Below are 22171 nucleotides of genomic sequence, written 5' to 3' on the forward strand. Positions count from 1 at the left end.
CGTCCTGATACGTAGATCGGTTTCACGTGGAACGCCGCGCTGTCATCGAACAGCCTGCGCCCCGTAGGCTGGACTACGGTGCGGTCACCGCTGACGAGGCCTGGATCGCGGCTCTGCCACACAGGCAACTCTCAGACCGACTCTGATGGACTCAAAGGGGTTGAAGGCGGAGCCGACCCATGCTCGACCGATTTCTCGCATCCACGGAGCCGTCAGGGGTGTCGTAGGTGCATTGTGGCTTGGGTCTACCAGTAGGATGGTGGGGTAACTAGCGGCGAACCTTCGGCGCGTTCCGTACAGCCCGCGCGTGGACCCGTATTTCACGACCAGAATCAGACCGGGGCCCCACGTGTGCTGTCGACCGCTGCACCAGGGATCAGCAAGTAAGGAGAGCTACCGACCAGTGGCTGCCAAGGACTCCAACGCAACGGGCTCGACCAACGCGACATCGGGCAAGCAGGACTACGGTGCCTCCTCCATCACGGTGCTGGAAGGCCTGGAGGCGGTTCGCAAGCGCCCGGGCATGTACATCGGCTCCACCGGCGAGCGTGGCCTGCATCACCTGATCTGGGAAGTCGTCGACAACTCCGTCGATGAGGCGATGGCGGGCTACGCCACGAAGGTCGAGGTCACACTGCTCGCCGACGGTGGTGTGGAGGTCGTCGACGACGGCCGTGGCATCCCGACCGGTATGCACGCCCAGGGCATCCCCACCGTCGAGGTGGTCATGACCCAGCTGCACGCGGGTGGCAAGTTCGACTCCGACTCCTATGCGGTGTCCGGTGGTCTGCACGGTGTCGGCATTTCCGTGGTCAACGCGCTGTCGCACCGGCTCGAAGCCGAGATCGACCATGACGGTTACCACTGGAGCCAGACCTACAAGGACGCCAAGCCCGGCAAGCTCGTGCAGGGTGAGCCGACCAAGCGGACCGGCACGACCATTCGCTTCTGGGCGGATCCGGAAATCTTCGAGACCACTACCTACAACTTCGAGACGGTCGCCCGCCGGCTGCAGGAGATGGCATTCCTGAACAAGGGCCTCACCATCGTCCTCACCGATGAGCGGGTGAGCGATACCGAGATCACCGACGAAGTGGTCAGCGAGACCGCCGAGGCGCCCAAGCACGCCGACGAGCAAGCGCCCGCGCCCGCGCACAAGGTGAAGACCCGCACCTACCACTACCCCGGTGGGCTCGAGGACTTCGTCAAGCACATCAACCGGACCAAGCAGCCCATCCACAACTCGGTGGTGAGCTTCACCGGCAAAGGCACCGGCCACGAGCTCGAGGTTGCCATGCAGTGGAACTCGGGTTACTCCGAGTCGGTGCACACCTTCGCGAATACCATCAACACCCATGAGGGCGGCACTCACGAGGAGGGCTTCCGCGCGGCGCTCACCACGGTGGTCAACAAGTACGCCAAAGACAAGAAACTGCTCAAGGACAAGGACGGCAACCTCACCGGTGACGACATCCGTGAGGGCTTGGCCGCGATCGTCAGCGTGAAGGTCGGCGAGCCGCAGTTCGAGGGCCAGACCAAGACCAAGCTCGGCAACACCGAGGTGAAGTCGTTCGTGCAGCGCACCTGCAACGAGCACCTCTCGCATTGGTTCGAGGCCAACCCTGCCGACGCGAAGACCATCGTGAACAAGGCGGTCTCCTCGGCACAGGCCCGGGTCGCGGCCCGCAAGGCGCGTGAGCTGGTGCGGCGCAAGAGCGCGACCGATCTCGGCGGCCTGCCCGGCAAGCTGGCCGACTGCCGGTCCAAGGATCCGAGCAAGTCCGAGATCTACATCGTGGAGGGCGACTCCGCCGGTGGCTCGGCCAAATCCGGCCGCGACTCGATGTACCAGGCGATCCTGCCGCTGCGGGGCAAGATCATCAATGTCGAGAAGGCCCGCATCGACCGCGTTCTGAAGAACAACGAGGTGCAGTCGATCATCACCGCCTTCGGCACCGGCATCCACGACGAATTCGATATCGCCAAGCTGCGCTATCACAAGATCGTGCTGATGGCCGACGCCGATGTCGACGGCCAGCACATCTCGACCCTGCTGCTGACGCTGCTGTTCCGCTTCATGCGGCCGCTCGTCGAGCACGGGCACGTGTATCTCGCGCAACCGCCGCTGTACAAGCTGAAGTGGCAGCGCTCCGATCCGGAGTTCGCCTACTCCGATCGCGAGCGTGACGGTCTGCTCGAGGCGGGGCTCGCCGCGGGCAAGAAGATCAACAAGGACGACGGTGTCCAGCGCTACAAGGGTCTCGGCGAGATGAACGCCAAGGAGCTCTGGGAGACCACCATGGATCCCGCGGTGCGGGTGCTGCGTCAGGTCACCCTCGACGATGCGGCCGCGGCCGACGAGCTGTTCTCCATCCTGATGGGCGAGGACGTCGAGGCACGTCGCAGCTTTATCACCCGCAATGCCAAGGACGTTCGCTTCCTCGACGTGTAACCGGCGTGACGTGAGCTTCCACGTCCGGTGCCAAAGGAGACTTTTAGATGACTGAAACCACCCTGCCACCCAATGGCGGAGCGGGTGACCGGATCGAGCCGGTCGATATCCAGAACGAAATGCAGAGCAGCTATATCGATTACGCGATGAGCGTGATCGTCGGTCGCGCGCTGCCGGACGTTCGCGACGGCCTCAAGCCGGTGCATCGCCGTGTGCTCTACGCGATGTACGACAACGGCTACCGGCCCGACCGCGGCTATGTGAAGTCCGCCCGTCCGGTTGCCGAGACCATGGGTAACTACCACCCGCACGGTGACGCCTCCATCTACGACACCCTGGTGCGCATGGCCCAGCCGTGGTCGCTGCGCTATCCGCTGGTCGACGGTCAGGGCAACTTCGGCTCCCGCGGCAATGACGGCGCGGCCGCCATGCGCTACACCGAATGCCGCCTGACTCCGCTGGCCATGGAGCTGCTGCGGGAAATCGACCACGAGACAGTCGATTTCACGCCGAACTACGACGGTCGCTCACAGGAGCCGACCGTTCTCCCCAGCCGTGTGCCCAACCTGTTGATGAACGGCAGCAACGGCATCGCGGTCGGTATGGCGACCAATATTCCGCCGCACAACCTCAACGAGTTGGCCGAGGCGATCTACTGGGCGCTGGAGAACTACGACGCGGACGAAGAGGCGACCCTGGCCGCCTGCATGGAGCGGGTGAAGGGGCCGGACTTCCCGACCTACGGCCTCATCGTCGGCAGTCAGGGCATCCAGGATGCCTACACCACTGGTCGCGGTTCGATCCGGATGCGCGGTGTGGTCGAGATCGAAGAGGACAATCGCGGCCGCACCACGATCGTCATCACCGAACTGCCGTACCAGGTCAATACCGACAACTTCATCAACTCCATCGCGGAGCAGGTGAAGGACGGCAAGATCGCGGGCATCTCCGACATCCACGACGAGTCTTCGGACCGCGCGGGTATGCGGATCGTGGTCACCATCAAGCGCGACGCGGTTGCCAAGGTTGTGCTGAACAACCTCTACAAGCACACCCAGCTGCAGACCAGCTTCGGCGCGAACATGCTCTCGATCGTCGACGGGGTGCCGCGCACGCTGCGTCTGGATCAGATGATCCGGCTCTACGTCGAGCATCAGTTGGAAGTCATCATCCGCCGGACCAGGTACTTGCTGCGCAAGGCCGAGGAACGGGCGCACATCCTGCGCGGTCTGGTCAAGGCGCTGGACGCACTGGACGAGGTCATCGCGCTGATTCGGCGTTCGGCCAATACCGACACCGCGCGCACCGGCCTCATGCAGTTGCTGGATATCGACGAGATCCAGGCCACCGCCATCCTCGATATGCAGTTGCGTCGACTGTCCGCCCTGGAGCGGCAGAAGATCGTCGACGAATTGGCCAAGATCGAGGCCGAAATCGCCGACCTCAAGGACATTCTGGAAAAGCCGGAGCGCCAGCGCGCGATCGTGCGTGATGAACTGGCCGAAATCGTCGAGAAGTACGGCGATGAGCGGCGCACCAAGATCGTGGCCAATGACGGCGATATGGCCGATGAGGATCTCATCGCCCGCGAGGATGTGGTCGTCACCGTCACCGAGACCGGTTACGCCAAGCGCACCAAGACCGACCTGTACCGCAGCCAGAAGCGCGGCGGTAAGGGTGTACAGGGCGCGGGGCTCAAGCAGGACGACATCGTCAAGCACTTCTTCATCAGCTCCACGCACGACTGGCTGCTGTTCTTCACCAATAAAGGCCGGGTGTACCGGGCCAAGGCCTACGAACTGCCCGAGGCCAGCCGGACCGCGCGCGGTCAGCACGTCGCGAATCTGCTCGCGTTCCAGCCCGATGAGAAGATCGCCCAGATCATCCAGATCAAGGGCTACGAAGATGCGCCCTACCTGGTGCTCGCCACCAAGAACGGTCTGGTCAAGAAGTCGAAGCTGTCCGATTTCGATTCCAACCGCAGCGGCGGCATCGTTGCGGTGAATCTGCGCGACGACGACGAATTGGTCGGCGCCGTACTGTGCTCGGCCGATGACGATCTGCTGCTGGTCTCGGCGCGCGGTCAGTCGATTCGCTTCTCCGCCACCGATGAGGCACTGCGTCCGATGGGCCGGGCCACCTCCGGTGTGCAGGGCATGCGATTCAATACCGACGATGAACTGTTGTCGCTCAATGTGGTTCGCGCCGACACCTATCTGCTTGTCGCGACCTCCGGCGGTTACGCCAAGCGGACCGCGATCGAGGAGTACACCCCGCAGGGTCGCGGCGGTAAAGGCGTATTGACTATCCAATATGACATCAAACGTGGCACCCTGGTCGGTGCGCTCATCGTCGATGACGAGGATGAGTTGTACGCGATCACGTCCGGCGGTGGCGTAATCCGGACGGCGGCGAAGCAGGTTCGTAAGGCTGGACGACAGACCAAGGGCGTGCGATTGATGAACCTCGCCGATGGCGATACGTTGCTTGCTATCGCGCGCAATGCCGACGAACCCGATCCTGATTCGATCGTCGGCGGAGACGGCGACACCGGTTCCTCTGAGCAGTAACCCCCCAGCGGCGGCAACGAACGGATCTAAGGATTCCCATTGACCACGAATCAGCCGAACGACGAGCGGCACCAGACGAACGGTGTAACCGAACGGATCGCACCGTCACCGATTCCGCCGCGGCCGATCCCACGGCCGGTCGCATCGGCCGAGAACGGCCAGCCGAATGGCCCGCAGGGAGGAGCTCAGCCGCACGAAATGCACAGCCAGCAAGGCGAAGTCGCGTTCAAGGCGCCGGAGTCGAGCTCGGGTGCGGATAAGTCGGAGGCATTCGATCAGCGGGCGGCTCGGCCGGGTAACTCCGGCGATTCGACCGCGCCGCAGCCGGGCGAGCGCTCGGGATCGAACGGCGGCGGCCAGTCGCCCTTTCAGGAGGGCTGGTCGCAGCTGCCGCAGCGGGAGCCGCAGTCGAACCTGTACCGGCCCGGGCAGTCGCCGGTGACCGGTCGCCCGAATTCCACCGGTGGTGGGCTCGGCGGTGGCGGGCTCAGCGGCGGCGGTGGCGGTGGTGGGCTCGGCGGTGGCGGTCTCGGTGGTGGCAATGCCCGTACCACCGCGGATCTCGCGGCCAAGGCGGCGCGCAAGGAAGCGGCGATGGTGAAGTCCGTCGGCATCGACGGACCGACCCGCAGCATCGCACGCCCGGAACTGATCAAGGACATGCCGGACCTGTCCGAGATCCGGCATCCGCTGCCGGTCGAGACCCCGGCGGGCCCGCAGGCCACACCGGTGTCGCCAGCGGTTCCGGTCGCCGTCGCGGCGGCCGTGGCCTCCGGTGAGCCGTTGCGGGCCACAGTGCAGATCCGCCGGATCGACCCATGGTCGACGCTGAAGATCTCGCTGGTGATCAGCGTGGCCATGTTCTTCGTGTGGATGCTCGCGGTCGGTCTGCTCTACATCGTGCTCGAGGGCATGGGTGTGTGGGAGCGGCTCAACAGCACCTTCACCGATATGGTCTCCTCGGATAGCGGCTCGGTGGGGTTGGTCGATGCCGGTTCCGTATTCGGCTATGCGGGTGTCATCGGGTTGATCAATGTGGTGCTTTTCACCGCATTGGCGACCGTCGGCGTCTTCATCTACAACCAGTGCTGTGACCTCGTCGGCGGTATCCAGGTGACCCTGGCCGACCCCGACTAGAACGGTGTCCGCGCGGCCGGTCGCTGTCCTCGCGCAGGGCGGTGACCGGCCGTTTTGGTCATCAGCAGCCGGGTAAGGTAATCTCGTGCCTCGGTTCGGTTAGCAGCTCCGGCGGGTACCCGAACAGGAAATAAGGGCCTATAGCTCAGGCGGTTAGAGCGCTTCGCTGATAACGAAGAGGTCGGAGGTTCAAGTCCTCCTAGGCCCACTCCCGAACATCACAGTAGGGTGGGAATCATGAAAATTCTTCTCACGATCGGTGTCGTTGTCGCGGTTCTCATCGGAATCACCAAGCTGCGCAAGCGCGACGATGCGGACCTGTGGCACGAAGTCACCACCCGCTGAACTGTCTTCGGACAGTAGGGATTCGGGGCCTTAGCTCAATTGGCAGAGCACTGCCTTTGCAAGGCAGGGGTTAGGGGTTCGATTCCCCTAGGCTCCACAAACTGGGAGGCGAGTGCTCGCGGTGAGCGCTCGCTTTTGTTTGTTTCGCGTGTTTTTTGGGGGCGGAGCCCCCAAGCCCCGCCCCGGAGGGGCTTCGCCCCCCGGACCCCCTACGTGCCTGGCTCGCTTGTATGGGGGAGTGCTCGGTCCACAGCCACAGCCACAGCCACAGCCACAGCCACAGCCACAGCCACAGCCACAGCCACAGCCACAGCCACAACCTGTGCGCTGTCTACGTCTCGCGCTCAGTCTCGAATCCAACGCCTAGCTCGCTGGCCGGATGTTGCGCTCAGCCTGGACTTCTGCGCTCGCTCGCCTACCTGAATCGCGCTCAGTTGCTCCCCCGATTCCTGGTTCGTCCGCGCATATGCCAGGCGCGGCGAGGATGTTCACACATGGCTCGCCTGTTTGGATGTCGCGCCGGCCGCTCGAGGTGGTTTGCCTGGGGGCGTTGGACCGACAGATGGTGCGCTCAGAGGGCGACCGGCGCGGCAGGCTAGACCGTTGAGAGCGGTGGCTCGTCGAGATTTTTCTGGTTCTGTCCAGGGGTCGTCCCATCCTCGGCGGCGTTGTCTGCTGTCACGGTGGTGGTATGCAGGCGGAGGGGGAGGGTGGTCAGGCGCCGGATCAGGAGGCTTTTCCGCCATGTGAGCTTGCTGGCTGGCATCTCGAGTGACATTTCCGGGATGCGGGCCAGTAGGCGGGTGAGGGCGATCGTTGCTTCCATGCGGGCCAGGGCGGCGCCGATGCAGTAGTGGATGCGTGGCCGAAGGCGATGTTTCGGGTGTCGGTACGGGTGGGATCGAATTGGTCTGGAGTGGTGAATCGCTTCGGGTGGCGGTTGGCTGCTGCGATGGAGATGATGATGAATTCGTCCGGTTCGATCGTGCACCGTGTTCGGTCATCACGGCCTGCCCTTGCGGCGATCCGCTCTTCTTGCTGATGGTCGGCTCGACGTAGGCCTGTTCGGCCACGTCGTGATCAACGATCATCCAGCCGCGCACTCCGTCCAAGCGGACGCGATGAATCGGGCCGCGCTGACGCAAAGCCTCGTAGACCTCGTGCGGATGTTGGTAGAACGCATCGGTCAGCTCGAGGATCTCATCCGCGGGGCTCACTTATTCATACATCCTTTCCTGGTTCGAACAGTTTCGGCCCTGGTGTGCCTTGGACATCACGAAATTTCGCGCTCATCAATCGCTTTGGAGTGACGCGACATGCGATGGCGGTCGCTGCGTCCATGGGGGTCGGCGTCACACCCAATGGGTGGACCGCCGACGGGTGAAACTCTGCGCATAATCGACAGGCCAGCAACGTGCAAGGTCGTGCGGTTAGAGCGATGTGCCATCTTGCACAGGTTTGCCGTAGGCAGTCGGATATCCGGACCGAGCCCCGGTCCGATTCACAGGGCGACCGAGGCTCGCTTCAATTGGGTGAGCATTGTTTCATCGGGCCAGAAGCGGGCTTCGAAGCGAATGGGCGACATGCCGGGAACCGGTGTGAGGCCGGTTATTTCGAGGGCCGCCGTAAGCGGTACTGTGCAAATTGGGACGGCGCTGTTGTCGGTATCGGAACTGGCGAACATGAGGTAGTCGGCGGCGGGGAGTAGGTAGTCGACGCCTTTGCCCCAGACGGTGTAGGTGTATGGGCGGGTGTCGGTGCCTGCCAGCTTTACCTCGCCTACGATCGCCATCTTCAAGCTGTAGTGGGTGAATTCGAGGTCGCGTTCGAGTGCCTCGTTGAGCCAGTCGGCCTGCGCGGCGTATTCCCGGATGGCCAGGTGGTATCCGGCACGCACGGCGGTTCGGTGTTGTTCGTGTCGGCCCGCACGGTCGAAGGGGACCACGGTGTTGTCCTCGTCGAGGGTGTAGCCCTGGGGCGAAAGGCGGTGGCGCGCGTCGACGTACTGCTGCTCGACCTGACGGTAGATGCGGGCGAGCAGATGTGGGATATCGGGGACAACGATCAGAGTGTCTCTATCGGGCATGAAGACGACCGGCCGGCGGCCGGCGTAGCGCTGCCTGAAGCTCGCCAACCATCCCGGAGCGAGCGGCCAAGAGGTCAGGTATGCGCTGCCCTCGTGATCGGTGCGGCTGAGGATGGCATTGCCGCGCGGATTATGCGGTTGCGCAATGGCTTCCAGATTTTCGCGAGCCGCCGCGAAGACCTCGTCGGCCGAGACCGGCCAACTCGCCAGGATCGAGTGGTTGATGACGGTTCGGGAGTCCGCCTGGTCGATCGCGACCAACTCGTCTACGAACGGAAATACCGGACGGCTGACGAACCGCGCGGCTTCGTGGGTGACCAACGGCTTGCGGTGCAGCAGATCGTCGAGCGCCGCTTGTTTGTACGTGGCCGAACGCAGAATCGGGCGCAATAGCGGACGAGCTTGCTCCCAGGTGAGCAGGTGCACATATTCGTCGCCACCCACCAAATTCAGAAACCGCGCGATGCGCGCCGCCCGCCCCGCTCCGGAAAGGCGAACAGCGTCGTAATACACGTTGCCCAGTCCGATCTCGGATCCATCGATCAGATCGATCCGTAAAGCCTCGGCGTCATACCCTGCGACCTCTTTTCCGACGTCGGACAAGTGCCGCAGCACAAGTGTCGCAAGGCGATCCGGCGTCAGCTCATCGAAACTCCCCACCGGACAACGGTATCCGCCGCATTGGCGGCGCGCACAGGGTCAGCTCGTCGTGGGTGGGCCGTGACGGTCCAGGTGCAGGTAGGTGTAGCCGGTAGTGATCAGGCACACCACGGTGGCGGTGATCAGCATGGCCCAGCCCGCGACGAGCAGGCTGAGCAATCCGCCCAGGAGCGCGCCTGTGCAGAAGGCGGCATAGAGCAGGAAGTAGCCGAGCCAGTCGGCGTAGTCGCCCCCGCCGATATGGCGTTCGATGCCCTGGCCCATTTTGACGAGGGTGCCGGTGACGTAGCTCAGCGGAATCGAGACCTCGCCGTTCTTGACGAACGATGTGTTGAGCGCGCCGACGCCGAAGGCTACGAACAGGATCGGGATGAGATCGATATTGGTGGCGTTGGTCGCCCAGTAGAGGATGCCGTCCAGCAGGGACGCCACGGCGAGGCTGAGTGTGGTGAGCAGAGTCGGGCCGTGCGGATGACCGGACCAGTAGTGTCTGCGGCACCAGGAAGCCACCACGACGCCGGCGAGGAACGAGAGCATGAGCAGGGCGGCTGCGACGGCGATATCGGGCTCGTCGTGGAAATAGCCGAGCACGGCGCGCTCGGTATTGCCGGTCATGAAAGTGACGAAGTAGCCCTCGGTATGCATGAAGGCCGCGGCGCCGATGAGACCGGCCAGTGCGGCCAGTACCCACGATAGCCGCGCCTCGGCGTCGTAGAGTGCCCTTCGGCGCGCGAGATCTGGTTTCGTCACTGGTCAGGCTCCTCAGGAGGGGGATGACCAGTCAGTGATACCTGGTGATCCTGAGATTCTCCTATCGCATCGCCGACCTTCCGGGTAAGGATTGCGAGGTCGTCGCTGGGTTCAAGGGGTGAGCAGGGCGATGATTGTCGGTTAGCGTGCACGAGTGGACTCTGTGTTCGACTACCTGCTGACCGAGGCGCTCGATCCGACACCGCTCGAGTCGATCACCGATGCGTGGAGGCGGCACCGCGCGGTTGCCGAGCGGTTCGACACCACGATCGATATCGCGATCGCCGGTGGTTTCGCTGCGGATCGACTGGGTTTCGCATTCCTGTCCGGATATCAACAGGCCCTGCGGGCGTTGCTGCCCGAACTTCCCGCCGATGAGCTGGTCGCGGTATCCGCGACCGAGACGGGCGGCGCACATCCCTCGGCGATCACGACCCAGGTGACCGAGACAGACGGTGGCTGGCGGGTCAACGGCACCAAGACATTCACCACCTTGGGCCTACTCGCGCGTCGGATGTTGGTGATCGCCAGCGCGGGCACCGCGGCCGACGGCCGCAATCAACTGCGTGCGGTGCTCGTCGATGCGACTCAGCCTGGCGTCAATGTGACGAATCTGCCCGGCGTACCGTTCGCACCCGAAATCCCGCACGGCTCGGTGTCATTCACCGATGCCGCGGCCGAACCGCTGCCCGGCGACGGCTACTCGGATTTCCTCAAGCCGTTCCGCACCATCGAAGACGTCCATGTGCTCGCGGCCGTCCTCGGCTGGCTGGTTCGGGTCGCGCGCGAGTCCGGCTGGTCGCGGGCGACGTTGCAGCGGTTACTCGCGGCGGTGGCGTTCGTGCGCGGCCTCGAGATGGATCGGCCGACTTCGCCCGGCGGTCATATCGCATTGGGTGGTGCGTACGAGTATTTCGAGCAGACGCTGACGGAACTGGAGCCCCTGTGGGCTCAGGCCGATCCGGTCGTTCGCGAGCGGTGGGAGCGGGATCGTCGGTTGCTGGCGACCGCCGGAAAGGTACGGGCGCAACGGTTGACGGCGGCGTGGCGATCGGTGGACATTGCCGGGAATACAACGGTGCCGACAAATAGCTGACCTGCCCGGAAATGGGGAGCGGGCCTCGGCGAAGGGGGGGAGTTAGCCGAGGCCCGCGTAAGGTCGGCCCGGGGGGGAGGGGCCGACGTGAATGATCCTACGCGATGATCCGGGTTTGTGTGTGCGTGGGGATCACCACTTTCCAAGATTTTTCGGGACGGCTCACCTGCGACAGGCGCGGACGCCGCCCCGAGAGCCGAACCGGTCGGTTGACGGCCTGTTCGTCGATTCCCTGACTGTTGTCAAAAATGTTGTCGCGCAGGGATTTACGACCAGGTCCGAGCTCACTTCGCGGTAGAGACAAATGTGAAAACCATGCCGACCGGTTGCTGCGCGTCCAGAATCGCCCTGTGGGTTCGTCAGTTGGGCGGTGGATTCGGTCGGATTTGTCGCGTGTCGTTCGGGCGCGGGCATGTCGGCCACGCGGATCGCGAGTAGCAACCGGGCCCGAATCGGGTAGTGCGCTACGCGCGATCGGACCGGTGCCGGGCGCGAAGATCGAATCGGTCGCATCCCGAACCGGCACCCCCGAGCACCGCCCGGAACGGGATGCGACCGTTTTGCGTTCGGTCGCCCGTTAGATCGGTGGGAAAGCCCAGGCGGACGAAAAATCACCGGAAATTGTCGGTGCCTAGGGCAATACTGACTCGAGTAACGAGCCACCTCGCCGGAGCGAGCGAACCGCAGGAGAAACATGCCCGACGCAATCGTCGCCGAGGGTCTGGTCAAGCGATACGGCCAGTTGGTCGCCCTCGATGGACTCGACTTGGCGGTGCCCGAGGGCACCGTCACCGCATTGCTCGGTCCCAACGGCGCGGGCAAGACCACCACGGTCCGGGTGTTCACCACCCTGCTCACTCCCGATGCCGGCCGCGCGACCGTCGCGGGTATCGATGTGCTGCGCAATCCGCAGGCCCTGCGCTCGCGCATCGGCGCGTCCGGGCAATATGCCGCCGTCGATGAATATCTCACCGGATTCGAGAACCTGGAGATGGTCGGTCGGCTCTATCACATGGGCGTGCAGCGCAGTAAGGAGCGCGCGCGGGAATTGCTGGAGCGCTTCCGACTGAGCGATGCCGCCGACCGGCCGGTCAAGGGCTATTCGGGCGGTATGCGCCGACGGCTGGACCTGGCCGGTGCGCTGGTGGCCAATCCACCGGTGCTCTTCCTGGATGAGCCGACCACCGGACTCGATCCGCGTGCGCGCCTCGACCTCTGGGATGTCATCGAGGAACTGGTGGCCGGCGGCACCACGCTCTTGCTCACCACGCAGTACATGGAGGAGGCCGACCGGCTGGCCGATGCCATCGCGGTGATCGACCACGGCAAGGTGATCGCTCGCGGCACCGCGGATGAACTCAAAACCATGGTCGGCGGCGACCGCATCGAACTCACCGTCGACCACGCCGACAACCTCGCGACCGCCCAGGAGGCGCTGAAGGGATTGGCTGACGGGGAGATCCATCTCGAACCCGGACTGCGCCGGATCACCGTTCCGGTGAGCGACGGATCGCAGGCGCTCGTCGATGCCATCGGCCGACTGAGCACCCACAATGTGCAGATCCACGACGTCGGTCTGCGTCGTCCGTCACTGGACGATGTCTTCCTCACGCTCACCGGTCACGAGGCCGAGGAGTTGATCAACGGCAATGGCGACAAGCCTGCGGATCGGCTCGAAGTAACGGAAGGACGCAAGTGATGACCGTGGCCACCGTGGACACCAGAACTCGCATGCCGCTCGGCGAACGCCTCGTCATCGTCTGCACCGACAGTGTGACCATTGCCAAACGCAATGTCATCAAGATCAAGCGGGTGCCCGACGTGCTGATCTTCTCGACGCTGTCGCCGATCATGTTCGTGCTGCTGTTCGCCTACATCTTCGGCTCGGCGATCCAGGTGCCCGGCATGTCGGGCGGTTACCGGGAGTTCCTGATCGCGGGCATCTTCGCGCAGTCGGTGGTGTTCGGCGCGACGTTCACCGGATTGGGCCTGGCCGAGGATATGCAGAAGGGCATTATCGACCGATTCCGCTCGCTGCCGATGGCGCCGTCGGCGGTACTGGTCGGGCGCACCATCAGCGATGTGGTGATCAATGTGGTCAGCCTGGTGGTGATGTCGGTGACCGGTTATGTCGTCGGCTGGCGGATTCGCGGATCATTGCTCGACGCGGTGCTTGCCTATGTGCTGTTGCTGCTGTTCGCGTATGCGATCTCGTGGATCATGGCCGTGGTCGGCCTGCTGGTCCGCGCGCCCGAGGTGTTCAACAACGCCAGCTTCATGGTGATCTTCCCGCTGACCTTCCTGGCCAATACCTTCGTGCCGCTCGAAAATCTGCCGACGGCGCTGCGGGTATTCGCCGAATGGAATCCGGTTTCGGCGGTCACCCAGGCGACGCGCGATCTGTTCGGCAATACCAGTCCGATGGCGCCGAAATCGGACGCCTGGTCCATGCAGCATCCGGTGGCGACCACGCTGGCGTGGGTGCTGGTCATCCTGGCGGTATTCATTCCGCTCGCGCTGCGGCAGTACAAACGCACCGTCAGCCGCTGACTGGCTCCGAGCTCGCGGTCGTCAGCGACCGTTGTCCGCGCCGGCACCCGCCAAGGGGTTCGGTGCGGAACCGTTGCGGGAGTATCCGATGCGCGGCGGGGCAGGCGCCGGTTGCGGCGGTTGGGGGCGCTTGCTGCGGACCAACCAAGCCACGCCACCGGCCAGCGTGACGACGACCGCGGCGATCAGTCGGTTACGGGAACGTGCGGAGGTGAGTAGGCGCCCCAAGGTCATTCGACAACTGTGGCACATGACGGCGCATCGCGCAGTAGTGCCAGATCACAGCCGCACCCGGCCCGATGCTCATCCGCCTCTCCGCGTATTCGGGCACCAGACGCGAGTGTCATAGCAGCGAGGGCGGCCGACTGCGACGTCATGGTCGAGTCAGCCCTGCCCCAAGTGCCCGCGAGATCGTTGTCTCGATGCACAGAATCATGTGATCCCTGCGTGGCTAGGGGCCGGTGTGGCGAACTCGGGTGTCTCGCTGACTAGCATGACGGGGTGACCTCACCGAATCAGACCGCCGTGGCCACGCTGCATACCAACCACGGTGATATCAAGATCGCGCTCTTCGGTAACCACGCCCCGAAGACGGTGCGGAACTTCATCGGCCTGGCCGACGGATCGGCACCGTACACGACGCAGAACGCCAGCGGCGGCAGCTCCGGTCCGTTCTACGACGGCGTGAGTTTCCACCGGGTGATCGACGGGTTCATGATTCAAGGTGGTGACCCGACCGGTACCGGACGCGGTGGACCCGGCTACGAATTCGGCGACGAATTCCACCCGGAGCTGCGCTTCGATCGCGGCTACCTGCTGGCGATGGCGAATGCCGGACCGGGCACCAACGGTTCGCAATTCTTCATCACCGTCGGCGCGCAGCCGCATCTGAACCGCAAGCACACCATCTTCGGGGAGGTCGTCGACCCCGATTCGCGCAAGGTCGTCGATGCCATCGCGACCACGCCGACCGATCGCAACGACCGTCCCAAGGAAGCCGTCACCGTCTCCAAGATCACTATCGAATAATCCGATGAATGCTCAACCGCCCGCACCGACGTGCGTCCGCCACCCCAATCGTCCTACGGGCCTGGCCTGCACTCGGTGCGGGCGGCCGGCCTGTCCGGAATGTCTGCGACCCGCGGCGGTCGGACAGCACTGCGTCGACTGCGTCCGTCAGGGACAGCGTGAGGTCCGGCCGGTGCGCACTGTCGCCGGTGCGACGCAGACCGCGCGGACCCCGATGCCCTACGTCACCTATGTGCTGATCGCGCTGAACACGATCGTCTTCGCGGTCACCGCGGGCCAATCGAAGAGTCTGGTGGAGAACACCGGGCATTCCGCGCTCTACATCGACTGGGTGCTGTATCCGCCCGCCGTCGCGCACGGTCAGTATGTACGGCTGATCGGCTCCGGCTTCCTGCACTACGGCCCGATTCACCTGCTACTCAATATGTTCGCGCTGTATGTGGTCGGCCGCGGTATCGAGCCGGTGCTCGGTTGGGGGCGCTATCTGGTGGTCTACCTGGTGTCACTGCTCGGTGGTTCGGCCGCCGTCATGCTTTTCGCCAGGGATAGCCTCACCGCCGGCGCATCGTGTGCGGTCTACGGACTGTTCGGCGCGATCACGGTGGTCCTGATCCGGGTGCGACAGAATCCGAATCAGATGCTGATCCTCATCGGCATCAATGTCTTCATCAGCTTCTCACTGCCCGGTATCTCGTTGGCGGGACACCTCGGCGGACTCGCCGCGGGCACCCTTGCCACACTCGGCATTCTTTTCCTGCCGGAGTGGTTACGCGCGAAAACCCAGGAGAACGCACGGCTGATCGGCTGGGCGGCAATTGCCGCGGTCGCCGTGACGGCCCTCGCCATCATCGTCGCCGCGGCCATATCACTGCGGTAGCTGCGTCACTTGGCGGTTGCGGTGTGCGTTGCCGCCTCGCACATTCGGTGCGCGGCTACTGCGCCAAGCCGTGTGCGACGAGGGTTTCGAAGACCTCGTCTGGACTGCTGCCGAGGTCCCAGCGGCCGAAGATCAGCAGGCGTTCGTCGCCGTGGTGCTCGACATCGATTTCGAGCATCGGATTTTTGCGGCCGAGGCGGCGATAGCCGACGACTCGGGCCCGCATTATCTGATCGCGGGAGTATGCGGTCGGTCCAGTGAGACCGCGAACCACTAGTCGTGGCTGTGGATCGGCGGTAATGCTCAAACGCGGGCGCTGTCGGAATCCGATTCCGGCCAGCGCCAGCAGGCCGGCCGCCGCCAATCCGATCAGCAGTCGACTCGGTCCGTCCTTCGCGAGTATGGCGGCACCGGCGAGCACCACGCCGCCGATGGTGACCGCGATGAGTGCGGCCATCGGCGTGGTCCAGGTGGTGCGTGGTTCGGGAAGCGGATCAGACGAATCGGATTCGGGATCCACGTATCACTTTCCCCAATCGTTCCTCGAGTTGTCCACATAGTTATCCACAGGTGTGCATTAATGACACGTCTGTAATCCGGCCGCTGGCGACTGCGTGCAGGTCGCTCGAAACGACCAGCGATCGGGCAGGTCAGCGCCACCGCATGGTCATGATCAGGCCGACGACCATCAGACCGAAGCCGATCAGGAAGTTCCACGCCCCGAGATCCGCCATCCAGGTGATGCGGTCGTTGGCCAGATAGTAGACGAGCAGCCAGACCAGCCCGGCCAGCATGAAGCCGAGCATGATCACGACGTACCAGACCGGAGACGGCCCGGCCTTCACCTTGACCGGTGTGCGGCTGGCGGGATTGATCGTGTAGTCGGTCTTCTTACGGACCTTCGACTTGGGCATGTCGTCCTCGTGTTCGGCGTTCAGGTCGGGTACCGGCGGGGGAGGATTCGGTTGAATTATGGCCGAGCTCGCGCACCACAGAACCCGATCCGGCGAGGGCCGAGACGGTCCGGGTGAGGGCTCAGGTCCCCTCCGGTCTGCCTCTAGGCTATCCCAACTGGTAATGCGCGCGACGGTCCGCCGGTTCGCCACGTAATCTCATCGGCATGCGTGTACTGGTCGTCGACAACTACGACAGCTTCGTGTTCAACCTGGTGCAGTACCTCGGCCAGCTGGGTGCCGAGGCCGTGGTCTGGCGCAATGACGACCCGAAGCTGGCCGATCTGGACGCGGTTGTCACCGAATACGACGGCATTCTCATCAGCCCCGGTCCGGGCACTCCGGATCGGGCCGGCGCGAGCATCGATCTGGTGCACGCCTGCGCCCGGCACAACATTGCGTTGCTCGGGGTCTGCCTCGGCCATCAGGCCATCGGCGAGGCCTTCGGCGCCACGGTGACTCGCGCGCCCGAGCTGCTGCACGGCAAGACCAGCTCGGTCTTCCATCTCGGCGCTGGTGTGCTGGCCGGTCTGCCCGACCCGTTCACCGCGACTCGATACCACTCGCTCACCGTCCTGGAGAACACCTTGCCCGCCGATATCGAAGTGATCGCGCGCACCGAATCCGGGATCGTGATGGCCATGCGGCACCGCACGCTGCCGATTCACGGCGTGCAGTTCCATCCCGAATCGGTGCTGACCCAGGGCGGACATCGGATGTTGGCGAACTGGCTGGAGATTTGTGGCGAGCGTCCGTCCGAGGGCCTGGTGGAGATGCTGGAGGCGGAGGTCGCGGCACTGGTGACCCAGTGACGCAACGGCCCTATGTGCTGCTGTCCGTCGCGGTCAGCATCGACGGATACATCGACGATGCGACCCCGCAGCGGCTGAAGCTGTCCAACGCCGCGGATTTCGATCGGGTGGATCAGGTGCGGGCGCAGTCCGATGCGATCCTGATCGGTGCCGAAACGTTGCGGCGCGATAATCCGCGATTGCTGGTCAACAGTGCCGACCGGCGGGCCGCGCGGGTTGCGGCCGGGAAGCCGGGGTATCCGTTGAAGATCGCCGTGAGCGCACGCGGTGATCTGGATCCCGAGCTGAATTTCTGGCACCACGGCGGTGACAAACTCGTCTACACCACACAAGCCGGTGCGTCGAAGCTCGGCGATCGACTGGCGGGTCTGGCTGAGGTGGTCGCGCTCGGTGACGATATCGACCTCGGTGCGTTGCTCGACGATCTCGGTCGCCGCGGCATCGCCCGGCTGATGGTCGAGGGGGGCACCCGCATCCTCACACAGTTTCTCGCGGCGGAGCTGGCCGACGAATTGCAGCTGGCGGTCGCGCCGATCATCGTCGGACACGCCGCCGCGCCGCGCTTCCTCGGCCCCGCCGCATACCCGCAACACAGGATGCGTTTGGCCGAGGTCACTCGGATCGGCGATGTCGCGCTGCTGCGCTACCTGCCGCGACAGTCCGGCGATGCCGCGCATGAGTGCTGAGTTTCCCCGACCGCGGAGGTCTCTCGATGTCGGCTGACCGGAACGATATCCAATTCATGCGGCGGGCAATAGAACTGGCACGGCTGTGCCCGCCCAGCTCGACCGCGTTCTCTGTCGGCGCGGTCATTGTGGCCGACGGCGTCGAGATCTCGACCGGCTATTCGCGCGAGACCGACGTGAAGGTCCATGCCGAGGAGTCCGCGCTCGACAAGCTCGACGCGGACGATCCCCGGCTGGCACGCGCGACGATCTACAGCACCCTGGAACCGTGTTCCCAGCGCGCCACCGCGACCCGCCTGCCGTGCACCGACCGGATTCTGCGGGCCGGGATCGCACGCGTCGTCATCGCGTGGCGGGAACCGACGACTTTCGTGACCAATTGCATCGGGGTGGAGCAGCTGCGCCAGCACGGCGTCGAGGTAGTCGAATTGACGGAGCTGGCCGAGGAGGCGATGTCGATGAATCGCCACCTGGATCTTTCCTGATCGCGGACCTGCCTCGGTATGAATTCGCTGAGCTGGTTGTCGTCGAGCTGGCCGCCAAGTCGAACTCGCCGATCATCCCGACCAGCGGTTCGGCTTCGATCACCGGCATGCGCTCGAGCCGGTGACGCTTCATCGGATAGAGCAGCTCTTCGACATCCGCATCGGCGCCGATCCACGCAGGCCCATTGTGTCGCGCCGATCGGACCGCGCGGTCCGCCTCCGCGCTACTCAGGCCCCTGACCTGGGCACAGCTATCAGGGCGGACCGAGGACGTAGGTGGTGATCGATACCGTTCCGTTCTTCCCGAGCGCTGATCCGGCCGCGGGCTGCTGGCTGACAACCCGACCGACGCTGTTCGTATCGAACGTGCCCTGGGTGGATTGGCTGATCTGTGCCGATGTGCCGGTCCAGCCTGCCTGCCGCAGTTTGTCCACCGCCTGCGCCGTGGTCAGGCCGATCAGGCTAGGCATGACGATGTCGCCGCTGGAGACCTGCACGGTGACCGTGGACCCCTTGTCCGCGGTGGTGCCGCCCGATGGTGTGGTCGCGATGACCTCGCCCTTCGGCTTGGCGGACGGCACCTCCTGGATGGTGATCTTGAATCCGGAGCTGTCCACCAGATTCGGCTGCGCGACGCTGATGTCTTGACCGACCACATTCGGCACCCGGATCTGCTCCGGCCCGGAGCCGAGGATCACGACGATGGCGCGATCGACATCCACACGCGAACCTGCCGAGGGATCGGTGCCGATCACCTTGTCCGTCTCCTGCGCACTCGACGGTTTGCGCTGCACATTCGGATCCATCCGCAACCCGCTGGCGTTGAGCTGCTGTTCGGCCTGCTCCTGGGTCATGCCGTCGAGCCGAGGAATCTGCACCTGCGCCGGTCCGGCGGAGACCTGCACGGTAATCGTGCTGCCCTTGTCGACCCGGGAGCCGCCGAGCGGCTGGGTGGAGATGACATTGCCGGTGGCGACCTTGTTATCCGGCTTCTGCTGGATGGCCACCGTGAAGCCGAGCTTCTGCAGCGAATCCTGGGCCTGTTGCGCGGATTTGTTCGAAAGGTCGGGTATGGCGACCTGATCCGGGCGTGCGCCCGGCCCGATCAATACCCAGAACAGGGCGAACGCCACGATGACCGCCGCGGCGGCGCCGAGCGCGATATAGACATTGCGGCGCGGACTCGCCGGTTCGGCGGGTTCCTGCTCGGCGGTGTCGTCATTGCGTTCGACGGTACGGAAGTTGCGTGGCGCCGGTTCGTTCGAGCCGAGGATGGTGGTGCGGTCCTCATCGGTCATCACCATCGGCGCGCTCGGCTTCTGGCCGCCGAGCACCCGGATCAGATCGGCACGCATCTCGGCGGCCGACTGGTACCGGTTGGCCGGATTCTTGCTCATCGCCTTGAGCACGACGGAATCCAACTCGCGCGGCACTCCGGTGTGCACGTGCGATGGCAGTCGCGGATCCTCCCGGACGTGCTGGTAGGCCACAGCGATCGGCGAGTCACCGGTGAAAGGTGGCTCTCCGGTGAGGATTTCGAACAGCACACAGCCGACGGAGTAGACATCCGAACGGGCGTCGACGGTCTCACCGCGCGCCTGCTCGGGCGAAAGATATTGCGCGGTACCGATAACGGCCGCGGTCTGGGTCATCGGGTTGGAGCTGTCGGCGAGCGCACGCGCGATGCCGAAGTCCATCACCTTCACCGCACCGGCCCGGTTGATCATGATGTTGGCGGGCTTCATATCGCGATGCACGATTCCGGCCTTGTGGCTGAAATCCAATGCGGCGCATACGTCGGCGACGACTTCCATGGCCCGGCGCGGCGGGATCGGACCCTTACCGCGCACGATGTCACGCAGCGTCTCACCGTCGACGTACTCCATCACGATGTACGGCAGCGGTCCGCCGTCTACCTCCGCCTCACCGGTGTCGTAGACCGCGACGATGGCCGGATGGTTCAGTGCGGCGGCGTTCTGCGCCTCGCGCTTGAAGCGCAGATAGAACGTTGGATCGCGGGCCAGGTCGGCACGCAAAACCTTGATCGCGACGTCTCGGCTGAGCCGTAGATCGCGCGCCTTGTGGACTTCGGACATGCCGCCGAACCCGATGATCTCACCCAGCTCGTAGCGGGAGGAGAGATTCTTCGGGGTCGTCATGGTTGTCCTTGCGGAGTAGCAGCGCCTGGAGTGGCCGAGGGTCCTCGGGCACCGGGACTATCCGGAAATGGTAAATCGAGCGTGGGGAACCACGAGCTTCTTGTGGTTGTGGACGGACTCGTTGTCTTCGACGACTTCGTCGTACTCGGCGCTGTGGTACTCGGCGTTGTGGTCGGTGGCTGCGTTGTCGTGGTCGGTTCCGCGGTCGGTGGCGGTGGCGGGGCCGGCCTGGTCGTGGTGACGATGGTCGTCGGCGGCTCGGTTGTCGTGGTCGGCGCTGTGGTGACCGGCGGCGGCGCGACCTTAGAGGTGCTGGTGGCGGGGCGCACGGTATCCGGATTGGTATCGCCGCCGAAGAGCAGCCACAGCACCAGACCGACGAGCAGCACGGCGCCGACGGCGACGGCCGCGCCGACCTTCTGGCCGGTGGTGAACCTCGAGCTATCCGGACCGGGCCCGGGGCCGGTGCGGGTGGCGCCGGAACTCATCACGGTCCTGGGCGCGGGCGTTTGTCTGGTCGCCCCGGCACCTGCCAGCCCCGCCGGGGTGCTGTAGCGGACGGTCGGACCGTCGTGGTCCTGCGACGGCAGAATCACCGTCGGACCGGGTGGCAGCACCCTGGTCGCACCGGTGGGCGTAGGTCCGCCGGTGGCGATCGGCGGTGGTGGACGGCGTCCGGCGCGCACGGCGGCAACGGCGTCGGCGAATTCGCCGCCGCTGGCATAGCGCAGGGTCGGATCCTTGCCCATGGTGATCTCGATCAGCTCGCGCACATTGGGCGGCAGATCCGACGGCATCGGCGGCGGGGCCTCGCGCACATGCTTCATCGCGACGGTGATCGCACCGTCACCGCTGAACGGCCGCTGCCCGGCCAGTGCCTCGTAGCCGACCACGCCGAGTGCGTACACATCGCTGGCCGCGGTCGCGTCCTCGCCGACCGCCTGCTCGGGTGCGATGTACTGGGCGGTGCCCATCACCATGCCGGTCTTGGTCACCGGCGAGGCGTCGACCGCCTTGGCGATGCCGAAGTCGGTGATCTTCACCTGACCGGTCGGAGTGACGAGGATATTGCCCGGCTTCACGTCACGGTGCACGACGCCAGCGGCGTGCGCGACCTCGAGTGCGCGACCGGTCTGCTCGAGCATGTCCAGACCCTGGACCACCGAAAGGCGGCCCAGGCGGTTCAGCACCGTATTGAGCGGTTCGCCCTGCACCAATTCCATGACCAGATAGGCGGTTTCCCCGCCGCTGGGATCCATGGTCTCGCCGTAGTCGTAGATTCCGGCGATACCCGGGTGATTCAGCTGGGCCGTGGTCTTGGCCTCACTGCGGAACCGGTGCCGGAAGGTCGGGTCGGCGGAGAACTCGGATTTGAGCACCTTCACCGCGACCCGGCGGTCCAGCCGGGTGTCGAGTGCTTCCCACACCTGACCCATACCGCCGGTGGCGATCAGGCGTTGCAGCCGATATCGGTCGGCGATCATCGCGCCGTTGTTCAGCATCCCGGCCCCCGTACATCCACTC

20 protein-coding genes and 2 tRNA genes are annotated in these 22171 nt (G+C 64.6%); 14 read left to right on the plus strand and 8 right to left on the minus strand.

Annotated features, from left to right (window positions below; genetic code table 11):
• The first annotated feature begins 403 nt into the window (after positions 1–403).
• The 6 genes from gyrB to ACIBG0_RS38015 all read left to right on the plus strand — a co-directional run bounded on the left by gyrB (position 404) and on the right by ACIBG0_RS38015 (position 6601).
• Positions 404–2452, plus strand: coding sequence for a DNA topoisomerase (ATP-hydrolyzing) subunit B (gyrB, locus tag ACIBG0_RS37990; RefSeq protein ID WP_397039814.1), 2049 nt, complete (start codon positions 404–406; stop codon positions 2450–2452).
• A gap of 47 nt (positions 2453–2499) precedes the next feature.
• Positions 2500–5022: a DNA gyrase subunit A gene (gene gyrA, locus ACIBG0_RS37995; protein ID WP_397039815.1), complete on the plus strand. Its 2523-nt coding sequence runs from the start codon at positions 2500–2502 to the stop codon at positions 5020–5022.
• Positions 5023–5220: 198 nt separating this feature from the next.
• Entirely contained in the window at positions 5221–6159 is a 939-nt protein-coding gene (locus ACIBG0_RS38000) for a DUF3566 domain-containing protein (protein ID WP_397039852.1), read from the plus strand.
• Positions 6160–6293: 134 nt separating this feature from the next.
• A tRNA-Ile gene (locus ACIBG0_RS38005) sits at positions 6294–6367 on the plus strand.
• Positions 6368–6396: 29 nt separating this feature from the next.
• Entirely contained in the window at positions 6397–6504 is a 108-nt protein-coding gene (locus ACIBG0_RS38010; protein WP_397039816.1) for a DLW-39 family protein, read from the plus strand.
• Between the two features lie 24 nt (positions 6505–6528).
• Positions 6529–6601 (plus strand) — tRNA-Ala (locus tag ACIBG0_RS38015).
• A 498-nt stretch (positions 6602–7099) separates the two neighbouring features.
• Here the strand turns inward: ACIBG0_RS38015 and ACIBG0_RS38020 are convergent.
• The 3 genes from ACIBG0_RS38020 to ACIBG0_RS38030 all read right to left on the minus strand — a co-directional run bounded on the left by ACIBG0_RS38020 (position 7100) and on the right by ACIBG0_RS38030 (position 10000).
• Complete coding sequence (locus ACIBG0_RS38020; protein WP_397039818.1) at positions 7100–7330, minus strand: hypothetical protein; 231 nt, start codon at positions 7328–7330, stop codon at positions 7100–7102.
• A 675-nt stretch (positions 7331–8005) separates the two neighbouring features.
• Complete coding sequence (locus ACIBG0_RS38025; RefSeq protein WP_397039820.1) at positions 8006–9250, minus strand: hypothetical protein; 1245 nt, start codon at positions 9248–9250, stop codon at positions 8006–8008.
• 39 nt (positions 9251–9289) lie between these two features.
• On the minus strand, positions 9290–10000 hold the full coding sequence (locus tag ACIBG0_RS38030) for a YoaK family protein (RefSeq protein WP_397039822.1): 711 nt from the start codon (positions 9998–10000) through the stop codon (positions 9290–9292).
• A gap of 154 nt (positions 10001–10154) precedes the next feature.
• Between ACIBG0_RS38030 and ACIBG0_RS38035 the strand changes: the two genes are divergently transcribed.
• The 3 genes from ACIBG0_RS38035 (at position 10155) to ACIBG0_RS38045 (ending at position 13646) form a co-directional block, all read left to right on the plus strand.
• Positions 10155–11096 carry an acyl-CoA dehydrogenase family protein gene (locus tag ACIBG0_RS38035; RefSeq protein ID WP_397039823.1) on the plus strand — a complete coding sequence of 314 codons (942 nt, stop codon included), beginning with the start codon at positions 10155–10157 and terminating at the stop codon, positions 11094–11096.
• Between the two features lie 694 nt (positions 11097–11790).
• The gene (locus tag ACIBG0_RS38040) at positions 11791–12795 is read left to right on the plus strand and encodes an ATP-binding cassette domain-containing protein (RefSeq protein ID WP_397039825.1); all 1005 of its coding nucleotides are present in this window, start codon (positions 11791–11793) and stop codon (positions 12793–12795) included.
• A gap of 32 nt (positions 12796–12827) precedes the next feature.
• Complete coding sequence (locus tag ACIBG0_RS38045; RefSeq protein ID WP_397039853.1) at positions 12828–13646, plus strand: ABC transporter permease; 819 nt, start codon at positions 12828–12830, stop codon at positions 13644–13646.
• 21 nt (positions 13647–13667) lie between these two features.
• Here the strand turns inward: ACIBG0_RS38045 and ACIBG0_RS38050 are convergent, their stop codons facing one another.
• Positions 13668–13880: a hypothetical protein gene (locus tag ACIBG0_RS38050; RefSeq protein ID WP_397039827.1), complete on the minus strand. Its 213-nt coding sequence runs from the start codon at positions 13878–13880 to the stop codon at positions 13668–13670.
• Positions 13881–14147: 267 nt separating this feature from the next.
• Here ACIBG0_RS38050 and ACIBG0_RS38055 point away from each other — a divergent pair, with 267 nt between their 5' ends.
• Both ACIBG0_RS38055 and ACIBG0_RS38060 read left to right on the plus strand, forming a co-directional pair.
• The gene (locus tag ACIBG0_RS38055; RefSeq protein WP_397039829.1) at positions 14148–14675 is read left to right on the plus strand and encodes a peptidylprolyl isomerase; all 528 of its coding nucleotides are present in this window, start codon (positions 14148–14150) and stop codon (positions 14673–14675) included.
• Positions 14676–14679: 4 nt separating this feature from the next.
• Positions 14680–15552 carry a rhomboid family intramembrane serine protease gene (locus ACIBG0_RS38060; RefSeq protein ID WP_397039830.1) on the plus strand — a complete coding sequence of 291 codons (873 nt, stop codon included), beginning with the start codon at positions 14680–14682 and terminating at the stop codon, positions 15550–15552.
• 55 nt (positions 15553–15607) lie between these two features.
• Here the strand turns inward: ACIBG0_RS38060 and ACIBG0_RS38065 are convergent, their stop codons facing one another.
• Positions 15608–16009, minus strand: coding sequence for a PH domain-containing protein (locus ACIBG0_RS38065; RefSeq protein WP_397039855.1), 402 nt, complete (start codon positions 16007–16009; stop codon positions 15608–15610).
• 193 nt (positions 16010–16202) lie between these two features.
• Complete coding sequence (crgA, locus tag ACIBG0_RS38070; RefSeq protein WP_040697865.1) at positions 16203–16466, minus strand: cell division protein CrgA; 264 nt, start codon at positions 16464–16466, stop codon at positions 16203–16205.
• A 206-nt stretch (positions 16467–16672) separates the two neighbouring features.
• Between crgA and ACIBG0_RS38075 the strand changes: the two genes are divergently transcribed.
• The 3 genes from ACIBG0_RS38075 to ACIBG0_RS38085 are packed head-to-tail and all read left to right on the plus strand — an operon-like array spanning position 16673 to position 18488.
• Positions 16673–17317, plus strand: a complete 645-nt coding sequence (locus ACIBG0_RS38075) for an aminodeoxychorismate/anthranilate synthase component II (RefSeq protein ID WP_397039833.1) — start codon at positions 16673–16675, stop codon at positions 17315–17317.
• The gene (locus ACIBG0_RS38080; RefSeq protein WP_397039834.1) at positions 17314–18003 is read left to right on the plus strand and encodes a RibD family protein; all 690 of its coding nucleotides are present in this window, start codon (positions 17314–17316) and stop codon (positions 18001–18003) included. Before ACIBG0_RS38075 ends, ACIBG0_RS38080 begins: the two co-directional genes overlap by 4 nt.
• A 26-nt stretch (positions 18004–18029) precedes the next feature.
• Positions 18030–18488, plus strand: a complete 459-nt coding sequence (locus ACIBG0_RS38085; RefSeq protein ID WP_397039835.1) for a deaminase — start codon at positions 18030–18032, stop codon at positions 18486–18488.
• A 254-nt stretch (positions 18489–18742) separates the two neighbouring features.
• On the opposite strand, the gene pknB is transcribed toward ACIBG0_RS38085, so the two are convergent.
• Together pknB and ACIBG0_RS38095 are read right to left on the minus strand one after the other, a co-directional pair.
• On the minus strand, positions 18743–20647 hold the full coding sequence (gene pknB / locus ACIBG0_RS38090) for a Stk1 family PASTA domain-containing Ser/Thr kinase (protein ID WP_397039837.1): 1905 nt from the start codon (positions 20645–20647) through the stop codon (positions 18743–18745).
• The gene (locus ACIBG0_RS38095) at positions 20644–22149 is read right to left on the minus strand and encodes a protein kinase (RefSeq protein WP_397039839.1); all 1506 of its coding nucleotides are present in this window, start codon (positions 22147–22149) and stop codon (positions 20644–20646) included. The genes pknB and ACIBG0_RS38095 overlap by 4 nt, the downstream gene beginning before the upstream one ends.
• Between the last annotated feature and the right edge of the window lie 22 nt (positions 22150–22171).

Origin of the sequence: Nocardia sp. NPDC050630, assembly GCF_044457245.1 — a bacterium.
GTDB lineage: Bacteria > Actinomycetota > Actinomycetes > Mycobacteriales > Mycobacteriaceae > Nocardia.